Origin of the sequence: Acetobacter cibinongensis (assembly GCF_000963925.1) — a bacterium.
Taxonomy (GTDB): Bacteria; Pseudomonadota; Alphaproteobacteria; order Acetobacterales; family Acetobacteraceae; genus Acetobacter; species Acetobacter cibinongensis.
In genome coordinates, this window is record NZ_BAMV01000011.1 from 102,913 (window position 1) to 122,419 (window position 19,507).

The window sequence follows — 19,507 nt, forward strand, 5'->3', positions numbered from 1 at the left end:
TCCGGTTTGGAGGGCAGGGTTTGATGAAACTTTTTTCTGGCTTTGAGCGCGTCTCTTCGCGTCTGTCATATTGGGTTGGTCTGGGATTGGCGGTCTGCTGCGTGCTGGCCCTTGGTGGCAGCATGGCATGTGCCCAGACTGCTGCGCCCACGTTGCAACGCTGGGTGACAGACCCTCAGCATGTATTGAGTGCAGATGAAGAAGCGGCCTTGAGCCAGAAACTCTTTACACTCTCCCAAACCCTGCCCGGTAACCCGCAGATTGCCATTGATCTGCCCGGTCATGTTGACGACATTGACGCTTACGCCAACGAGACATTTCAGAACACCGGCCTAGGCCGCAAAGGCCATGATAATGGTGTGCTGATTATTCTGGCGGTGGAAAGCAGGCAGTCTCGCATTGAAGTCGGGTATGGGCTTGAAGGCGTTCTGACAGACCTGCAAAGCAATGACCTGCTGCGGGCGGCACGGCCCGCTCTGAAAGCAGGGCAGTATGCAAATGCCCTGAACGGTATACTGGATGGTATGGCCGTACTTCTCAAAAATGCAGAGGATACATCTCCACAACCTCCGGTTGATGCCACTACAGATGCGTGGGAAGGCCTCACGGGTTTGGTGGTGGTTATTCTGCTGTTTGTGGTGCTGCCTCTCTACCTCATCCGCCGTGCCCGGCGGCAGAAGCTGCAAAACCCCGGTTTTGTTGACCCACAGGCTCAGCAGGCACGTAGTGCGACCTGGAGCTTCTGGCTCAACCTTATTCTCAATATTCTCTCAGCTTTTCTGCAAGGCGGAGGGCGTGGAGGCGGTGGTAGCGGCGGCAGTTCCGGTGGTGGGTCTTTCCGTGCCGGTGGCGGTAGTTCAGGCGGCGGTGGTTCACGGGATAGCTGGTAAGCATAGCCTGTCAGCACAGTTTGCCTTAAAGTGCCGGTTTTCAGCCTTCAGTCAGAAATGGACGCGTCATGTCACAGGAAATTACAGTAGTGGCTCGGGTTAAAGCCAAGCCGGGTGCGGAAAAAGAAGTGGCTGCCGCCATGGTAGCCTGTGTGCCAGAATCCCGCGCTGAAGCGACCAATTTGCAGTATGTGCCGAACAGAGATCTGGATGATGCCCAGACCTTTGTTTTCATTGAACGCTGGAGCAGCCGTGAGGCCTTGCAGGCCCATATGGAAACGCCCCATTTCAAAACTCTGGTTGAAAGCCTGAAAGATAAGGTGGCAGAACCTCTTTCATTACATATCCTTCAGCCACTTGTAGCCTGAGTGCATTTACGAGGGCCTGTTTGAGACTAGGAACAGATTCACTATAAAAAAGGCGGAGCCAGTTTGGCTCCGCCTTTTTTTGTGTGTGGTGGGGTAAAGCGTTATCTCAGAACATATTGCTGAAACACGACCACCAGCCCCATCAGCAGCGTCAGGAAAATACTGTGCTTGAATGTGCGGGCCAGCACGACACCTTCCTGCCCTTTAAGGGACGTAACGGCCACCCCAGTGGTGATGTTCTGAGGGGAAATCATTTTCCCCATAACACCACCGGCGGAGTTGGCGGAGGCAAACAACACAGGGTCCAGTGAAAGCTGGTGCGCGGCGGCAACTTGCAGGTTACCAAACAGCGCATTGCCTGAGGTATCGCTCCCGGTCAGGAAGACGGCAATCCATCCCAGGAAGACAGAAACCAGTGGGAACAGCACGCCGGTGGAGGCAACGCCATAACCCAGAGTATAGGTCATGCCGGAATAGTTCATCAGGAAAGCCAGACCGATTGTAAGGGCCACGGTAATAACCGCAAGCCACCCCTGTTTGGCGGTTGTGACTAAAGCTGCACTGAACTGTTTTGCGGAAGCCCCGGTTAGCAAGGCAGTCAGAATGGCAGAAACAAAAATGGCTGTGCCTGTGCCCAACGGCTCAAAGTTCCAGATCGCAGCATACGGCTTTTGATAGAGGGAGATGAACACCTGTTTGTCCAGGCCGGGCCAATGGACAGGCGTTGCGCCAATTTTAGAAAGGTGCAGGGTATCCCAGACAATAACCACCAGAATAACCACAATCCATGGAATCCAGCCCTGCCAGTGTGGGCCCTGCCACGCACCGGCCTTTGCCGGTGCTTGTGTCAGGTGGGCGGCATCAATGGCATAAGCGGCATCAGGCGCGGGAGACCAAACTTTAAGGAACAGAATGGTAACAACCAGAGACACGCTGGAAGACAGCACGTTGCTTAGGTTGTAGCTAATGTAGGTTGAAACCAGCACCATGGTCAGGGCAAAACTGCCGCCAGCTACAAGCAAGACGGGCCAAAGCTGCTTGATAGAACGCCAGCCCGCATACAGTGCCACCACATAAAATGGAATAAGGCAGGCAAACGGCGCTAATTGCAGCCCAATCGTGCTGCCAAGCACAGGTGCAGGAAGGCCTGTAATGGAGGAAAGCACTGTGATGGGAATACCCAGACCACCAAAAGCCACGGGTGCTGAATTGAAAATCAACACATAGGTCAGTGCTTCAAGGGCCGGGAAGCCAAGCATAATCAGCAAGGCGCTGGTAATGGCAACAGGTGTACCAAACCCGGCAACACCTTCCAGCGCGGCGCTAAAGCAGAAGCCTAACACCACCAGCATGACGCGGCGGTCATTGGGGAGGTGTTTGATAATCCACATACGGAATGCATCAAACCGGCCTGTCTGGGTTGCAATGTTGAACAGAAACAGGGCGCTAAGCGCAATCCACATAACGGGTAGGAAAGAGAAAACCATACCGTTTGTAATGCTGGCAAAGGCCAAGGAAACCGGAAGTTTCCAGACCGTTACCGCCATGACAAGACCGATAATCAGGCCGCCCAGCGTTGCCTGCCATGCAGGACGGCGCAAAACCCCCATCATGATAAGCGTTACAAAAATGGGAGATGCGGCGAGAAGGAAAGAGAGAACAAGGCTGTTCCCAAAAGGCACAAGAGGCTGAGCAAACATGGCAGGCTCTTTTAAATAAAGACAATGTTGCTTCCTGCAGAGGGAAGGTCGGATGTATAATGGCTGTTATGCAAAATTAGGCACGTCACGTTTCTGTGTAACACTTCGTGAGCATGCAGTGCGCTGTGCTTACAACGCCTGGACGGTCAGTGTTTGGTCTAGGATTGCCTTGAAAAGCACATCCGCCATCGTTGAGCAGAGAGTTCACAAAAAACATAACAGTCGAGCCGCCGAAAAATTGCCGGAATGTCATGTCAGTCACGCTATGGTTTATAAAAGCGTTAGGCGTGGAGTATGCAAACCAAGGGCAGGGACGGAAGACCGAAAACACAGGCGTCCTTCAGCAGGGATGTCCGGTATGGGGCTGTGCCATTCTCCGGCGTGCTGAAGCACTGCTGTGCGGCCACGTTCTGGACTGCCATGGTTGTAAGCATGGCTCCCGTGAATAAAGCAGAGGCGGAGTCTTACCGTTTATACCGGGAAGTTTCACAGGCGTGGGCCGCGCGTGGGTTTGCAGCACGGCCGTCCTCGCCCTCCTACGTTGCTCCGGGCACGGCTAGCGACCCGTGGGGGCCTTACATCAAGCAGTCCGCCAAACGCTTTGCCATTCCTGAAACATGGATACGTGCTGTCATGCATCAGGAGTCCGGGGGGAAGCAGTATCTTGGCGGTCAGCTTACAACATCCGGTGCTGGCGCTATGGGGTTGATGCAGCTTATGCCCGCTACCTACGCGGACATGCAAAGCCAGTATAACCTTGGCTCTGACCCATATGACCCGCATGATAACATTATAGCAGGCGCGGCCTATATTCGCCTTATGTATGATAAATACGGCGCGCCGGGTTTTCTGGCTGCCTATAATGCTGGCCCTAGTCGGGTAGATGACTATTTGAGCAATGGTCGGCCCCTGCCGGATGAAACTGTAAATTATGTGGCTGCCATTACGCCTAATCTTGGTGGTGGCGTTGCGGTACGGGGTGACTGGGCACCTGTGCCTGTGCAGCAGACAGGGGCGACCAGCACAGCGCCAGACTCCTACTATACCCGTACAGACCTTACGCGCACTGCTGACGGCTGCCTGCGCGACCCTAACGCCGAATATGATCCAACAGGCGCTTGCCTGATGGACCGGGACACTCCGCATCCAGACCCAGTGCCTGAAACGCCAGCACCAGTAACGGCCATTGCGCAGGCCGACAGTGCGAGTGGAGCAGTTGGAGAGAGTGAGTCAGAGGCAGGCAATAGGTATGGTGTGCCGCAACCGGCCCAAGCCGTTCAGGTTGCAGCACTCGCAGCGCCGCATCCTGCACCGTATAAAACCAGTGCGGTGCCGCTCGCCTCTAATACAGTGGCTACATCGCTCCCCCGCGGTGTAAAGCCCCTCACATTACAGCCGAGGCAGGCCGTAGCTGCTGTAACGCCTGCTATTGGTTTTTCTAGCCACCAGCTTGGGGCCGCGCCCCACAATGGTCAGCAGGGAACCGTGCAGGTTGGAGCGTTTTCAACCTATGCGGAAGCAAAGCGTGTTGCGGAGAAAAGCACACGGGTTCTGGCATCACGCTCCCTCCATGCAACGCCCGCAGTCAGCTCTGTGCAGGTTTCAGGAAAATCCTTTTATCGGGCACAGCTTGTTGCGGAGAACCGGACGCAGATTTCCGGTGTGTGTCAAATCCTGCATGCAAGCTCTGTACCCTGTATTCCTGTAAAAAATGGGTAAATAGTGGTGTTGTTTTTGAAGGAAAACTATTTACGGTAAGGGGTTAATAAAGCAGGAACTGCTGGCGCACAGCCCGGAAAGCAGTAAGGTCTTTTTCCCACGAACCCGCCAGAGTGGCTATGTCTGCGCCACGTTCCAAGAGAGGGCGGAGTTTGGAGGAGCCACAAAGCTGGTCGAAAAAGTGCCCATCACCACGCCAGATTGATGTTTGAGAAAGCGCCTGCGCACTTCTTAAAAAAGTAAGACCGGCAGTTATGGGGTCAAAACAGCTACGGTCTGTTACTGTGCAATGAATACCGTGTAGCAGGGTATTGCTAAAAGGCCCGGCCAGAGGGGTAAACCAGACATCCCGCACTGCTGTGCCGGGGGCGCTGTGTTGATGGATGTGGTCAGCCCACTTGCTCCCGTCAGGCTGATCTGCCCCCAGATATTGGAACGGGAGTGCTGTGCCTCGCCCGACCGAAAAGCGTGTCCCTTCAAATAGACAGGTGCCGGGGTACAGTAGGGCCGTGAGCGGTGTGGGCATGTTGGGGCTTGGGGGGCACCATGGCAGACCTGTCTCTTCAAAAAATTGAGACCGTTGCCACCCTGAAAGAGGAATAACCTCAAGCGGTGCGGGTCGCCTCGCGCGTGTGGGCATGAACTGCGCATTAAAAAGTTTGGCGAGTTCAGCCACCGTCATGCCATGCCGGAGCGCAATAGGGGCACGGCCTACAAAGGAGGCCAGAGAAGGCTCCAGAACGGGACCAGTAGCATCCTGCCCGGAAAGGGGGTTGGGGCGGTCAAGCACAATAAGCGGGAGTTGTAGCTGGGCGCAGGCCTCAAGGCAGTCAAACAACGTCCAGATGTACGTATAAAACCGAGCGCCAACGTCCTGAATATCAAAAACAAGACAGGTTATGCCGGAATTTTTCAAAATATCCTGAAGTTTTTTCCCGGTCTTCATGTAGATATCATACACGGTGCACCCAGTGCGGGCATCTACGCTCTGGGGTTCTGCATATCCTTCTCTGGCGCTACCTCTAAAACCATGTTCAGGCCCAAAGATGGCTTGAAGATGCACGGCAGGGCTTTGGTGCAGGCAGTCAACAACGGACTGCAAATTGGCATCGACACTGGCTGTGTTGGCTACAATACCAACCTTGTGGCCTTTCAACGGTGTGTAGTGGTCTTGCCTGAGGGTCTCAAAGCCCGTTTGGACTGTGGTGAGCGTTTTGGATGAACACTGTGCAAAGGCGTGTCTGGGCAGAATGCCGCCAGCAGAAAGCTGAATGCCTGTCTGTAAGACAGAACGCCGGGAAAAAGAACGCATGACTTGGCACCTGCCGTTTGAATGAGGACGCCTAACGGGAAGGAGAGTATGCCAAATACACTCGGTTTCGGGAAGGAAATGATTCTCGCGTGGCCCCGAGATCATGAGACAGGAACAATTGATGTCATGGAATAGAAAAAAAGAAGACACTGTCTCCTCTTTTTTAGGTGCTTAACATCGTAATATGATCTGCCAGAATTTTTACTGGGCCAGATAACCCCCATCCACCGGAAGCACAGCGCCCGTAATGAACGAGGCTTCGTCTGATGCAAGAAAGAGGATGGCGTTTGCAACTTCCTCTGGTTTTCCCATGCGGCCTAGGGGGTGCATGGAAACAACTTTCTCAATCCCCTTTTTGCCCAACCCAGCAACGGCAGGCGTATCAATGGTGCCGGGTGCAACAGCGTTTACCCGTATGCCCTTGTCGGCCAGATCAATTGCCAGATGTTTTGTAAGCCCAGAGGCCACAAACTTTGCAGGCCCATACACAGCCTGCCCCCTCTGGCCAGCAAAAGCAGAAATGGAGGACAGGCATACAATGGCGCCCCGGCCCGCCTTGACCATCTCCGCCGCAGCATATTTGCAGGACAGAAACATGCCGCGACCATCTACCGCCATTGTGTGGTCCCACAGGTCAACAGTGGCAGAGGCCAGGTCTGATTCGGGAATAACCCCGGCATTGGCAACCAGAATATCAATGCCCCCAAAAGCACTGACAGCCTCTGCCATAAGACGCTTGATATCGGCCTCACTCGCAACATCTCCGGCCACGGCAATAACCTCGGTACCATGGGCCTTCAACTGGTTGGCCAGTTCATCCAGAGGGGCCTGATCGCGATCATTGAGAACAAGTTTTGCTCCTTCCTGAGCAAAGCGTTCTGCCGTAGCGCGCCCCATGCCACGGGCTGCGCCCGTAATGACGGTAACCTTGCCCGCAACCCGACCTGCTGCCTGAATAGTCATGGCCAACCCTTTTTCATACTGTACTGGAAAATAAAGAGATTTGAGGATAGCTCAGCTTTTCAGGAAAGGCTTTCCTTCATGGGCAACCAGCAGATCGTGCATGTCTGTTGCGTGCTCTTCTTCTTCTGCCAGAATATGCTCGAGCATGATGCGTGTTGTCGGGTCTTTGTCGCCAAAATAGCGGATCAATTCACGGTAATGTTCAATGACCAGACGCTCTGCCACCAGGTTCTGGCGCACCATTTCTACAAGAGTACCACCTTTGCCGTATTCGCTGGCAGAACGAGTGGCCAGACCTTCGGGGTCAAAGTTGGGAACGCCGCCTAGTTGGTCAATACGGTTGGCCGCAGCCAGCATATGTGCCCGTTCTTCTTTGGCGTGGGTAGCAAACTCGTTTGCAATGCTTTCGCTGGTCAGGCCCTCAACAGAAATTGAGTGCATGGTATAGCGCAGCACGCACACCAGTTCGGTTGCAACAACCGTTTGCAGCAGGTCAATGGCGGTTTGCACATCGCCTTCATATGTTGGGGTTACGGCCCCTGTTTCAATGGATTTTTTTGCACGTTCACGGAGCGTTTTAACATCCGTCAGGAAGCTGTTGTCAGAAGCTTTGGCCATGGTGGTTTCCTGTTCATGAATGAGCAGTTCTATCCTGTCAGGCAGGATAATCTGCTGGTCAGAACAGATTGTCTGGGGGATGGTTGCATTTTTTCTGGCTGACTAAGTTTTTTTAAAAGCAATGTGCAAAATTTATTTTGAAATATTCTTCTAAAAAAGGAAGTTTTTTGTAGGCGCGTTATTCTTAAAGTTTATTTTAGTGCGCCAATATGATGGACAAAACACCACAATAAACTTTGATGACTGAGGGTCAGTATAACCACGGGAGTATTGTTCCTCCCGCCGTCCTGCTGCGTTTCAGTGTGCTGTCACAGGGCGTAACGTTTCTTCCAGCCACGAAGCCGTGTTGAAAAGACGGTCATCCTCGTTCTGTACCTGCATGGCCATCAGGCCAACAGGGGCGGTTCCTGCTGTATGGCAGGGAAGGCTTATGGCGCAGCCATCCAGAAAGTTTGTGATAGTCGGGTTACGCAGCAAAAGCAGGTTGGTGTGTGTATAAACTGTGTCTTCCGTCAGGTCCGCAATGCGTGGCGCAATAACGGGTACAGTCGGGAAAATAAGTGCGTCATATTCGTGCAGGAGAGTACGTGCATGAGTAATCAGGTTTTGCCGTGCCTGCATGAGGGCAATGTAGTCCACAGCACTTTGTTCCTTGCCGCGTAAAATACGTTTCAAGACGAAGGGGTCATAGAGTGCTGCTTTTTCTGCAATCAGGTCCTGATGCCAGGACAAAGATTCAGGTGCCGGGAAGCCACCAAATCTATTGATATGGGGTAGAGTTTTCAGATCCGGAAACTCTACGTCATGTAGTATGGCGCCAGCCTGCTCCAGACGACGCAACGTTGCCTGATAGGTGGCGCTGACTGTGTTGTCCATCCCGTCCAGAACATAAGTTTGAAGCACACCAAGGCGCGGTGCCGTAACACGGTCTGCCGTGGGGCATTCTGTCCAGAGCGGGGCATTGCCGGAAAGCGCACGATCAGTCGCCCAGCAACACGCCACAGTGCGACCCATGTTGCCAATGGAATCAAGCGTGAAGGAGAGGGGGACGGTGCCTTGTGTGCTGATGCGCCTGGCGGTGGGTTTGTAACCAACCAGGCCTGTCAGCGCTGCGGGAATACGGCAGGAGCCGCCTGTGTCACTCCCAATACCAATAGCGGCCATACCGTCCGTGACGGAAATGGCAGCACCGGAGGACGAGCCACCGGGAATACGGCGTTGGGCACGGTCCCACGGATTGGCGGGTGTTCCGGTATGCGGATTGATGCCAACGCCAGAGAATGCAAATTCCGTCATGGTTGTGCGGCCAATGGAAACAAGGCCAGCTTGTTTGGCATAGGCTATAGCAGGGGCGTCCTGTTGCGCCAAAGGTGCATCTGCCAACACGCGGGAGCCTGCCGTGGTGCGGCCGCCTGCTTCATCAAACAGGTCTTTTACAGACATGGGGATACCCGCCAGAAGCGGCAGGGGGTGGCCAGCCTTGCGGTGCCTGTCAATTGTGTCGGCCTGTTGGCGTGCGGCAGCTGCGTGGGTTTTAATAAAGGTGTTGTGGCCCTCGCCTGCAGGGTCCGCAATGCGTGCCAAAGCCTGTTCAATCAGGGTGCGGCTATTTGTTTGCCCCTGTGCCAGAGCGCGTGCCGTGTCGAGCAAAGGGGGGAAGGGGGTGGACATGGTGGTACTCCGCACAAAAACAGGCTTGCACAGAACTGTGCCCTATAACGGCGAGTTTGCAAAAAATAAAAATTCTGTCGCAGGTGGAGGCTGATGTTTCGATAAGAAACCATCATGGCAGGGAACAGAGACAGTGCTGCCTGTGCGCTTAGGAAATGGTGCCCGCCAAACTGCCATCGGAACGCCGATGGCAAGGCCGAGCAATAAACGGCCCCCTCAGGCAGTAGCCTGAGGGTCGTCCTGCAACGTAATAATCAGCGGGACATGGTCAGAGGGGCGTTCACATGCCCGTTCTGCTTTATCCGGTGAGGCGGTCAGGAGCCGCTCCGCCACAGCGGGGGAGAGGAGGGCATGGTCAATCCGCAACCCGCTATCGCGGTCCCAAGCCCCAGCCTGATAGTCCCAGAACGTGTAGGCCTTGCCGGAGGGCTGCAAAGCTCTCAGGGCGTCTGTCAGGCCCAACCAGAGCAGGCGGTTATAGGCTGCGCGGGTCTCAGGCCGCACCAAGGCATCATCTGGCCCCAAAGCACCGGGGGCGCAGTCTTCAGGCTTCGGGCACACATTGTAATCACCCGCAAAAATGAAGTTTGTATCCGTGCGCAGCAGTTCACGCGCACGGGCGGCAAGAGCATCAAAAAATGCCAGTTTGGTTGCGTAACCTTCAGCGCCGCCTGAATTGCCATTGGGCAGATACAGGTTGCCAAGCGTCAGGCCCTGTGTGCGGATCTCAACATACCGGGCTGCAGGATTATCAAAACCGGGCAGGTGGTCGGTGCAGACTTCAAACGCGCCCCGTACCAGCGTTGCCACACCGTTGTAGGACTTCTGGCCCACGACCGCGCACTCGTAGCCAGCCTCAGCAAACGCCTGTGCGGGAAATTGCGCCGTCTCGCATTTGATTTCCTGCATCATCAAAACATCGGGCTTGTGGCGTTCCAGCCAGTCCAGAATCAGATGTTGGCGTTGACGAACGGAGTTGACGTTCCAGGTGGCCAATTTCATGCGACGGAAAAGCTCGTGCCACACCCGCAGGAGGAAGCTGCGTTAGGGTTGTTAACCGTAAAATGGGCACCCATCAGCTTGTCCGTAAAATCAAGCTCGGCTCCAGCCAGAAGGTCAAGGCTTGTCGGGTCCACCACCACAAGGGCCGTATTTTTTTCAAGGTGGGTATCGTCCGCCTCAATCTCAGCCTGCGGGATAAGTTTGAACTGATATTGAAAGCCATTGCAGCCCCCGGCCTCCACAGCCACGCGGAGTGCGACAGGCGGGGTGGTGTTCTGTTCCGCCGCAGAGCGTTTGCGGCTGGCAAGGACCGAGGCAATGCGCGCGGCGGCTGCATCGGACACGGAGAAGGGCTGTGGCTGGGTCATGGGGTATAGATAGCGTGCAGGCAGGCCGGTTTGAAGGGCTATTGCGGCAAAGATGGTCAATTTTCCCGGAATGTCTTACTGTGCGGCCCGACCATGGCTTTACCCTACCGGTGCAGCCAGACCGGAGCAGGATGCAGTATAGATGCCAATACAGGCCGCCCATACAGACCTAGCCTCCTATGCCGTACAGCCCGCCGAGGGCCGGGGGCGGAGACTGTACCGGGAAGAGGAATCTCCAACCCGTTCCCCGTGGCAGCGGGACCGTGACCGGGTTGTGCACTCCTCTGGCTTCCGGCGGCTGCAATATAAAACTCAGGTGTTCATTAACCATGAGGGGGACTTCTTCCGGACCCGACTGACCCATTCTCTGGAAGTGGCACAGGTTGCGCGTTCTATGGCCCGCTTCCTGCAACTGGATGAAGACCTGACGGAAGCGGTAGCCCTTGCGCATGACCTTGGGCACACCCCGTTTGGCCATGCCGGGGAAGATGCTCTTGCCGCCCAGATGCAGCCCTGGAACGGTTTTGACCACAACACGCAGGCCTTGCGGCAGGTGACGGTGCTGGAGCGCAGATATCTGGCGTTCGATGGCCTGAACCTGACATGGGAAACTCTGGAAGGGCTGGCCAAGCATAATGGTCCGGTCAAAAAGCCAGCACCGTGGTTGCAGGACTTTGATGCCCAGTGGTCCCTCGACCTGCTCAGTTTTGCCTCAACAGAAGCGCAGGTTGCAGCGTTGGCGGATGATATTGCCTATCACGGTCATGACCTTGATGACGGCGTGAAATCTGGCCTGCTTTCACTGGATGACCTTGTGGACGTACCTTTGGTAGGCGAAGTGCTGGCAGATGTGCGCACTCTGGCCGCGCAGTACACGGACACCCCCCGCAAGACCCAGCGTGTGCGGCATGAGATTGTTCGCCGTGTCATTCACGCCTTGGCAACGGATGTGCTGATAACCACCCGCCAGAACCTGCAAGACCTTGCACCCAGAACGGTGGAGGATGTGCGTGCGGCCTCTGCCCCGGTCGTGGCGTTTAGTCCGGGCATGGCTGCGGCAAACAAGGGGATCAGAAAATTTCTGTTTGCAAAGCTTTACCGGCATTGGCGTGTGAACCGCATGACGTATAAAGCGCAGCGTGTCACGGCGGAGCTGTTCACCATTCTTGCGGAGTCGCCTAAACTGCTGCCAGACCGCTGGCAGGAGGCAGCCCTTGCGGGGGATGACGCAACACGGCACCGCGCAGTGGCGGATTATGTGGCATCCATGACCGATCGGTTCGCGATGGAAGAACATCGCCGGTTGACGGATCTCTCAATAGCAGGCTGAAAACGCAGCCTGATTGCTTTTTTGTAGGATTTTTAAGTGCATGTCTGAGTGTTTGTTCCAGCGTTACCGTCACCACGTCCTGGCCGCCGTGCAGGGGCTGTTACCCGACGTGCCGGAAGAAACACTGGCCCGCATAGAAGTAACCCCTACCCGTGACCCGGCCCATGGGGACATGGCAACCAATGCGGCCCTGCTGCTGGCCAAGGCGGCCCGCCGTAAACCAGCCGACATTGCGGCGGATCTGGTTGCTGCACTGGAAAAAGTGGAGGGCGTTGCCAAGGTTGCCGCCGCAGGTCCGGGTTTTGTCAACATCACGCTCAATCCGGATGTGCTGCGTAGCGTGCTGCCGCATGTGCTGACTGCTGGCGAGGCTTATGGCGATTCGCAGGCAGGTCATGGTGTGCGCGCTAACGTGGAATATGTGTCTGCCAACCCCACAGGACCCATGCATGTAGGCCATTGCCGTGGGGCTGTGGTGGGGGATGCGCTGGCCAATCTGCTGGCCAAAGCCGGGTTTGATGTCACCAAGGAATTTTACATCAACGATGCCGGAACCCAGGTTAAGGCGCTGGCATGGGCAACCTACTGGCGTTACCTGCAGGCGCTCGGCACCACGCTGACAGAAGATGAATTTGCCGCCCTGACACCCAATGGTCTGCAATATAAGGGCGAGTACCTTATTCCGGTAGGGGAAGCCCTTGTGGCGGAATTTGGCGGTAAGCTGGCAGAAGATGATGCCAGACCCGCTCCTGAAAAAACATGGCTGGAAACCGTGCGTGGCTTTGCCGTTGCCCACATGATGGCAGCCATTAAACAGGATCTGGCAGCCCTTGGCGTCACGCATGATGTGTTTACATCAGAGGCTCAGGTGCTGCGGGATGGCATGGTGGATGCGGCCATTACGCGCCTTGAAAAAGAAGGCCTGCTGTATGAAGGCGTGCTGGAGCCACCCAAGGGCAAGCTGCCAGATGACTGGGAAGAGCGTGAGCAGCTTCTGTTCCGCTCCACCCAGTTTGGGGATGATGTTGACCGTGCCCTCAAGAAGTCTGATGGCACCAACACCTACTTTGCAAATGACATCGGCTACCATGCAGACAAGGCTGCCCGTGGCGCACAGGTGATGATTGACATCTGGGGTGCAGATCACGGCGGTTACGTTAAACGCATGAAGGCTGCCGTGCGGGCGGTGACCAATGATACTGTGCCGCTGGAAGTTGTGCTGTGCCAGATCGTCCATATTCTGCGTGATGGTCAGCCGGTCAAAATGTCCAAACGTGCGGGCACGTTCGTGACCCTGCGGGACCTGATTGACGAAGTGGGTAAGGATGCCGTCCGCTTCACCATGCTGACCCGCAAGAGCGATGCCCAGATGGAGTTCGACCTCGATCTGGTTGTGGCCCAGCAGCGCGATAACCCCGTATTTTATGTGCAGTATGCTCATGCCCGTTGCCGCTCCGTTCTGCGGGCCGCGGTAGAAGACGGGTCTTACGGCGCTGCTACGGCAGAAGCTCTGGCTGCAACGTCCCTTGCGGCTCTGGAGTCCGATGCAGAAATGGCTCTGGTGCGCCGTATTGCGGAGTGGCCCCGTCTGGTTGAGGCCGCGGCCCATGCGCGGGAACCGCATCGTATTGCCTTCTATCTGGCCGATCTGGCAGGGGACTTCCATTCCCTGTGGAACCGTGGCCGTGATGATGCCTCCCTGCGCTTCCTTCAGCCCGAAGCGCCAGAGGCAAGCCGTGCGCGTCTGGCCCTTGTTGCGGCTACAGCTACGGTTATCCGTTCCGGGCTGGCAGTCATGGGTGTAGCACCTGTGGAGGAAATGCGCTGATGAATGACGAAACACCAAAAGACCCGTTTACCGCTAACGACAAAAACAGCCGCGCCCGCGAGCGCATGAGCGCTGATTACGACGATGCTCCCCGCCGCGCTGCTCCCCCCATTGGGAAGGCGCCGGAAGGGGGCGTGGTGTCTCAGGCGCTGGGTCAGTTTTTGAATAGTGACGCGGGTACGCGCAGGCTTGTCTATGGTGCTGCCGGTCTTGGCACCGTGCTGCTTGTTGGGATTGGTGGCTGGGCTTTGCTGGGCCATCACCAGAGCGGTATTCCCGTGCTGGGGCCACCTGCTGTTTCTATGCGCACCAAACCGGTTGATCCGGGCGGGATGCAGCTTGATGGCGTAACCATGCCAGAAGCGGATGATGGGCAGGCCCACCCCGTACCGGCACCAGAAAAACCTAATCCCAAAGGGCTGGCAGCCCAGTACGGGCAGGAAGCGGCCAAGACCGATGCGGCGGAGAACGCGGCAAAGCCACCGGCTCCAGCTCCGGCCACCCCAACCACGCCCGAGGCAACGCCCGCTACGCAGGGTGAGGACAAAACGGCCTCTTCCACCGCTGCTCCGGCTACCCCGGCGGACGACACTCAACAGCCCACAACCCTGCCGGAAGCCGGGACGGGGAGTGAGGATAATTCTGCCGCTGGGGATAGCGAGGCTGCGTCCACGCCAGCGGCTCCAGCACCGGCAAAGCCTGCGGCCAAGAAGCCAGTGGCAGAAGCACCGGCAAAACCCGCCACGCCTGAAAAACCCGAAGCACCGAGCGCGGTGGCTGGTGGAAAATATCGGGTGCAGTTGGCTGCCCTTCAGTCGGAGGCACAGGCCATGCAGGAATGGAGCCGTCTTAAAACACGGTATCCTACACTGTTTGGAGACCGCACGCCGGTGATTGAAAAAATAGTGCGCGATAACGCCGTGTTCTACCGTTTGCGTGTGGGTGGTTTTGCCTCCATTGCAGATACGCGGGCGTTCTGTGGTGCGGTGCGTGACCGTGGTCTGGCCTGTGCTCAGGTGCATCAGTAAGCTTTACAGCTTGCATGAGAACGCGACAGCTAAGGTAAGACTAATCTTATGGATGGCGAACATCAGGTACTGCCCGCATCAGGGCTGGGAGAAGGGGGCGGCATACCCGCCCCATCCGCTATGATGCCGGACGCCATCCAGCCCGGTGTCCAGCCGCAGAATGGGGGAGGCGGTACCGCAGCAGAGGCTGTGGAACTTCGCGTTCCCTTACTGCAACTGGATGGGTTTGAAGGGCCGCTGGACCTTTTGCTTGATCTGGCCCGCACACAAAAGGTGGACCTCAGCCGTATCTCTATCCTGCAATTGGTGGAGCAATATCTGGCCATTGTTGAGTCAGCCCGCAGGGTAAGGCTTGAGCTTGCGGCAGACTGGCTGGTTATGGCGGCGTGGCTGGCGTGGCTTAAATCCCGCCTGCTCCTGCCGCCGGAAGATGACCTTGCAGAAGAAGGCGAAGATGCAGCCGAACTGTTGCAGGAACGGCTGATAGAACTGGCCTGTATGGGTGAACTGGCCCGGTGGTTGGACGCCAGACCCCGTCTTGGGCGGGACGTATGGGCACGTGGTGAGGCCGAAAATCTGATTGAGATTGATCGGTCAGGGTTGGTGCTGGATATGCCACAGCTTATGCGGGCTTATATGGCGGCCATGCGGCGCACGGCCCGCAAACGTACTTACGCGCCACGTACCATCCGGTTCTGGACCGTGCAGGATGCCTTGTCCCGGCTGACGCGCCTGCTGGGTGAAACACCGCCCGGCTGGAGTAGTCTGGATGCCTTCATGCCACAGACCCTCCCCGGTGCCGCTGTAGGTGAGGACGCCGTGCGCCAGCGGCGTGCTGCAATGGCAGGAACCCTTATTGCAGGTCTGGAGCTTGCCAAAAGTGGGCAACTACAACTGAGGCAGGATGAAACATTCGGCCAGATTCTTCTGCGTTCCCACCATCCGGCAGAGAATGATGACGACACGGCTGAACAGGAAGAAAAGCCGGTAGAAGCAACGGGGCAAACATCACCATGACCATTCTCCCTTCCGCCCCTGTTGATGCAGCAGACCTACCAAACCAAGAGGACGTAACCCTGAAAGCAGCCGCTCCTCCGCCAGCCGATAGCATGGCGGTGCCAGATGAAGCCGTGCGCCTTACGGAAGCCCTCCTGTTTGCAAATACGGAGCCTGTCAGCCTGCGCCGTATTGCGGAACTGCTTGAAGGGCGGCAGCTTGTGCCGCGTAGCGTGGAGAATCTGAGCGCGTTTGTGCAGGCTGTTCTGGCGGCTGTTATCCGGCGCTATGAGGGCCGGGGCGTGGTGCCGGTGGAGGTCGGGGGCGGCTGGCAGTTCCGCACCGCGCCAGATCTGGCACCCGCACTTACCCGTGTGCTGGACCGGCCCCGCCGCTTGCCACGCGCCACCATGGAAACACTGGCGATTATCGCCTACCACCAGCCATGCACCCGCGTGGAAGTAGAGGAAATTCGCGGTGTCAGCCTTGGGCAGACCGTGCTGGACACGCTGATAGAAGCGGCGCTCGTTGCGCCCAAAGGCCGGAAGGAAGTGCCTGGCAGGCCGGTATTGTGGGGCACAACCCCTGAATTTTTACGCTGCTTCGGGCTGCGCAGCCTGTCTGACCTGCCACGCAGGGAGGAGCTGTTGGTTGATGTGCCAGACCTCATGCCGCCCGCCCGCAAGCCGGAGCAACAGTCCGCGCCCCCCGCTGATGCGGCCACAGAGGCAGAGCCAGCGGAGGGCGATGCTCCCACTCCGGCAGAACCGGCCACAGCGCCGGATGTTTGCGCAGCAGACGGGGCGTGATAAACCATACCCTCACTCAGCCAGTTAGCCGCGCAGCCTATGCCCAGAGACCGGGCGCGCCTGAAGACAAGAGCACGGTAGATGTTTGATTTTGCATGGTCTGAAATTGCGCTGATTGGTGCTGTGGCCCTTGTGGTCATTGGCCCGAAGGATCTGCCTGTTGCCATCCGCGGGCTTGCAAAAGCGGTTAAAAAAGCCCGCGCCATGGCCAGTGAGTTTCAATCCCATGTTGATGAAATGGTGCGTGAGGCTGATCTATCGGAAGTGCGGGACCATGTGAGGGACTTCAGGAACCTCAACGTGCGCGGCCGCATCATGAAGGCTATTGATGCGGATGGTACGCTGGCCAGCACGTTTCAGTCTTCACCGTTGGAAGGGCCGGTTATGCGTCCTCCGGCAGGGCCACGGGCGCTGGATGCACCATCCCCCTCCGCAGGGCATTCCACACCCATGCTGGAAGAGCGCAGCGTGGGCCTGCCCAGCCTTCCTCCGGCTTCAAGCTGGCAGACAGACCAGCATGAAGACCCGAATGTGGAAGCCGAGGTTATTGACGCGCCACCGGAACTGCCCCCCTCTGTGGTGCGCCGTATTGTACGGGAGCGGGAGCACCTGCATCCGCCCGCCATTCTGCCGCCAGTGAGGATTATGCACGGCGCACAGCGTGTTATGCCGGGGCCGGGGCGTATGGAACAGTCTGATATGGCGGCAGTCAGCCCTGACGTAGCTGCACCGGAACAGGCGGCCCCCCAGCCATGACGGAGACGGAAACCCTGCACGAAGACCCCATTCACGATCAGCCCATGCCGCTGATCGACCATCTGCTTGAATTACGCCGCCGTCTGCTTTGGTCCGGGCTGGCTTTTCTGCTGTGCTTCGGGCTGTGCTACCATTATGCGGGCAGCATCTATTTCTTTCTGGCGCGTCCGCTGGGTGAAATTATGCGGCAGCAGGGTGAGCAGCCACATCTGATTTACACGGCTCTGTATGAAGCATTTTTCACCTACATTCGGGTGGCGTTTTTTGGGGCGGCGTTTCTCTCGTTCCCCGTTGTGGCCATACAGGCATGGATCTTTGTGGCACCCGGCCTGTATCGTTCAGAAAAACGGGCTTTTGCGCCGTTTTTAATTGCCACACCGCTGCTGTTTCTGCTCGGAGCGGCGTTGGCGTATTACTTCATTTTCCCCATTGCATGGCGGTTCTTTCTGTCCTTTCAATCCCCAAGCGGGACGGATGGGATGCAGATAGAGCTTCAGGCCAAAGTGTCCGAATATCTGTCGCTGGTTATGAAGCTGATTATGGCCTTTGGCGTGGCGTTTGAGCTGCCAGTGGTTCTGACCCTTCTGGCCCGCGTTGGTATTGTGACCTCGGCCATGCTCAAGCGCTTCAGGCGCTATGCCATTGTGGGGGCCTTTATCATTGCGGCCATTGTCATGCCGCCTGATGTTATTACCCAGTTTGGGCTGGCCGTGCCGCTGGTCATCCTTTACGAAATTTCCATTCTTTCAGCACGGCTGGTTGAACCCAAGCAGCATGTTGAGACAGAAACAGAACCATCCGATACCGTATCCTAACGCAACAGAGGCCCTGCTAACTCATGCATGATATTCGCGCCCTTCGCGCAGACCCAGCCGCATTTGATGCTGACCTTGCCCGCCGTGGGCTGGAACCTGTGGCGCAGAAAATTCTCTCATGGGATGAAGAGCGCCGGGCTGCCCAGACGGCGTTGCAGGAGAAGCAGACCCGCCGCAAGGCTCTGGCGCGGGAAATTGGTCCCCTCAAGCGGGATGGGGGTGACACGTCCGCACTGGAAGCGGAAGCAGTAGCCCTGCGGACTGATATGGAAACGCTGGAAGCCACGGTGGCAGCGCTTGAAGGCAATACAACAGCCCTGCTGGAAACCCTGCCAAACAGGCTGGACCCAAGCGTGCCAGATGGCGCGGATGAGACCGCCAACGTGGTTCAGCATGAATGGGGTACACGCCCAACTTTTGCGTTTACGCCCCGCCAGCATTTTGAACTGGGTGAAGCTCTGGGCCAGATGGATTTTGGCACAGCCGCCAAGCTGTCCGGGGCCCGTTTTGTAGTGTTGCGTGGGGCTCTGGCCCGTCTGGCCCGTGCACTGGGGCAGTTCATGCTCGACCTGCATGTAGACCAGCATGGTTATACGGAAACACAGGTGCCCGTGCTGGTGAATGACGCCGCCATGTATGGTACGGATAAACTCCCGAAGTTTTCTGACCAGTCTTTCCGGACGGAAGATGGTCGTTGGTTGATTCCTACGGCGGAAGTGCCGCTGACCGCGTCTGTGGCGGGAGAGATTCTGGATGCTGACAGCCTGCCACGGCGCATGACGGCCCTGAGCCAGTGTTTCCGGAGTGAGGCCGGGTCTGCCGGGCGCGATGTGCGGGGGATGCTGCGCCAGCACCAGTTTGAAAAAGTGGAGATGGTGTCCGTCACCACGCCGGAAGAGAGTGATGCCGAGCATGAGCGTATGACGCGGTGTGCAGAAGCAGTGTTGGAAAAACTGGGTATTCCGTACCGGCGCGTGCTGCTGTGTACAGGCGATACAGGCTTTGGCGCTGCCAAAACATTTGACCTTGAAGCCTGGCTGCCGGGGCAAGATGCCTGGCGTGAAATTTCCTCCTGCTCCAACACGCAGGATTTTCAGGCACGCCGCATGAATGCCCGGTTCCGTCCACAAGGGGGTGGCGCACCGCTTTTCCCCCATACGCTTAACGGGTCTGGCCTTGCCGTGGGCCGTACCCTGATTGCAGTGATGGAAAACAACCAGCATGAAGATGGCTCCATTTCCATCCCTGCCGTGCTGCGCCCTTATATGGGTGGTTTAGAGAAAATTAGCGCCTGAACACACGAGTTCTCACGCATGGCGTGTCAGGAAAGCGGC

18 protein-coding genes are annotated in these 19,507 nt (G+C 56.9%); 11 read left to right on the plus strand and 7 right to left on the minus strand.

The window, feature by feature from the left end:
- Positions 1–23 precede the first annotated feature (23 nt).
- On the plus strand, positions 24–890 hold the full coding sequence (locus Abci_RS06920) for a TPM domain-containing protein (RefSeq protein WP_048838415.1): 867 nt from the start codon (positions 24–26) through the stop codon (positions 888–890).
- Positions 891–958: 68 nt separating this feature from the next.
- A complete protein-coding gene (locus tag Abci_RS06925; RefSeq protein ID WP_048838416.1) occupies positions 959–1,258 on the plus strand; it encodes a putative quinol monooxygenase in 300 nt (99 codons plus the stop codon).
- A 101-nt stretch (positions 1,259–1,359) separates the two neighbouring features.
- Here Abci_RS06925 and Abci_RS06930 read toward each other — a convergent pair whose 3' ends face one another.
- Complete coding sequence (locus Abci_RS06930) at positions 1,360–2,958, minus strand: L-lactate permease (protein ID WP_048838417.1); 1,599 nt, start codon at positions 2,956–2,958, stop codon at positions 1,360–1,362.
- Between the two features lie 294 nt (positions 2,959–3,252).
- On the opposite strand from Abci_RS06930, the gene Abci_RS06935 reads away from it, so the two are divergent.
- Positions 3,253–4,677, plus strand: coding sequence for a lytic transglycosylase domain-containing protein (locus Abci_RS06935; RefSeq protein WP_244877609.1), 1,425 nt, complete (start codon positions 3,253–3,255; stop codon positions 4,675–4,677).
- Between the two features lie 43 nt (positions 4,678–4,720).
- Here Abci_RS06935 and Abci_RS06940 read toward each other — a convergent pair whose 3' ends face one another.
- The 6 genes from Abci_RS06940 to Abci_RS06965 form a co-directional block, all read right to left on the minus strand.
- Entirely contained in the window at positions 4,721–5,989 is a 1,269-nt protein-coding gene (locus Abci_RS06940; RefSeq protein WP_052944787.1) for an exo-beta-N-acetylmuramidase NamZ family protein, read from the minus strand.
- Between the two features lie 201 nt (positions 5,990–6,190).
- Positions 6,191–6,952: an SDR family NAD(P)-dependent oxidoreductase gene (locus Abci_RS06945; RefSeq protein ID WP_048838418.1), complete on the minus strand. Its 762-nt coding sequence runs from the start codon at positions 6,950–6,952 to the stop codon at positions 6,191–6,193.
- Positions 6,953–7,003: 51 nt separating this feature from the next.
- Positions 7,004–7,570, minus strand: coding sequence for a ferritin-like domain-containing protein (locus Abci_RS06950; protein WP_048838419.1), 567 nt, complete (start codon positions 7,568–7,570; stop codon positions 7,004–7,006).
- A gap of 297 nt (positions 7,571–7,867) precedes the next feature.
- A complete protein-coding gene (locus Abci_RS06955) occupies positions 7,868–9,241 on the minus strand; it encodes an amidase (RefSeq protein WP_048838420.1) in 1,374 nt (457 codons plus the stop codon).
- Between the two features lie 216 nt (positions 9,242–9,457).
- Positions 9,458–10,243: an exodeoxyribonuclease III gene (locus Abci_RS06960; RefSeq protein ID WP_048838421.1), complete on the minus strand. Its 786-nt coding sequence runs from the start codon at positions 10,241–10,243 to the stop codon at positions 9,458–9,460.
- Positions 10,240–10,611 carry a HesB/IscA family protein gene (locus Abci_RS06965; RefSeq protein ID WP_048838559.1) on the minus strand — a complete coding sequence of 124 codons (372 nt, stop codon included), beginning with the start codon at positions 10,609–10,611 and terminating at the stop codon, positions 10,240–10,242. Before Abci_RS06965 ends, Abci_RS06960 begins: the two co-directional genes overlap by 4 nt.
- Positions 10,612–10,753: 142 nt before the next feature.
- Here Abci_RS06965 and Abci_RS06970 point away from each other — a divergent pair, with 142 nt between their 5' ends.
- The 8 genes from Abci_RS06970 (at position 10,754) to serS (ending at position 19,468) form a co-directional block, all read left to right on the plus strand.
- A complete protein-coding gene (locus Abci_RS06970; protein ID WP_048838422.1) occupies positions 10,754–11,941 on the plus strand; it encodes a deoxyguanosinetriphosphate triphosphohydrolase in 1,188 nt (395 codons plus the stop codon).
- Between the two features lie 40 nt (positions 11,942–11,981).
- Complete coding sequence (argS, locus tag Abci_RS06975; RefSeq protein ID WP_048838423.1) at positions 11,982–13,769, plus strand: arginine--tRNA ligase; 1,788 nt, start codon at positions 11,982–11,984, stop codon at positions 13,767–13,769.
- Positions 13,769–14,797 (plus strand): SPOR domain-containing protein, encoded by a 1,029-nt coding sequence (locus Abci_RS06980; RefSeq protein WP_048838424.1) that lies wholly within the window; start codon positions 13,769–13,771, stop codon positions 14,795–14,797. Before argS ends, Abci_RS06980 begins: the two co-directional genes overlap by 1 nt.
- Positions 14,798–14,845: 48 nt before the next feature.
- Entirely contained in the window at positions 14,846–15,814 is a 969-nt protein-coding gene (locus tag Abci_RS06985) for a segregation and condensation protein A (protein WP_244877610.1), read from the plus strand.
- Complete coding sequence (scpB, locus tag Abci_RS06990) at positions 15,811–16,602, plus strand: SMC-Scp complex subunit ScpB (RefSeq protein ID WP_084597563.1); 792 nt, start codon at positions 15,811–15,813, stop codon at positions 16,600–16,602. Before Abci_RS06985 ends, scpB begins: the two co-directional genes overlap by 4 nt.
- A gap of 81 nt (positions 16,603–16,683) precedes the next feature.
- A complete protein-coding gene (gene tatB / locus Abci_RS06995) occupies positions 16,684–17,358 on the plus strand; it encodes a Sec-independent protein translocase protein TatB (protein WP_084597564.1) in 675 nt (224 codons plus the stop codon).
- Positions 17,355–18,173, plus strand: coding sequence for a twin-arginine translocase subunit TatC (gene tatC, locus Abci_RS07000; RefSeq protein ID WP_048838425.1), 819 nt, complete (start codon positions 17,355–17,357; stop codon positions 18,171–18,173). Before tatB ends, tatC begins: the two co-directional genes overlap by 4 nt.
- A 23-nt stretch (positions 18,174–18,196) precedes the next feature.
- A complete protein-coding gene (gene serS, locus Abci_RS07005) occupies positions 18,197–19,468 on the plus strand; it encodes a serine--tRNA ligase (protein ID WP_048838426.1) in 1,272 nt (423 codons plus the stop codon).
- The last annotated feature ends 39 nt before the right edge of the window (positions 19,469–19,507 follow it).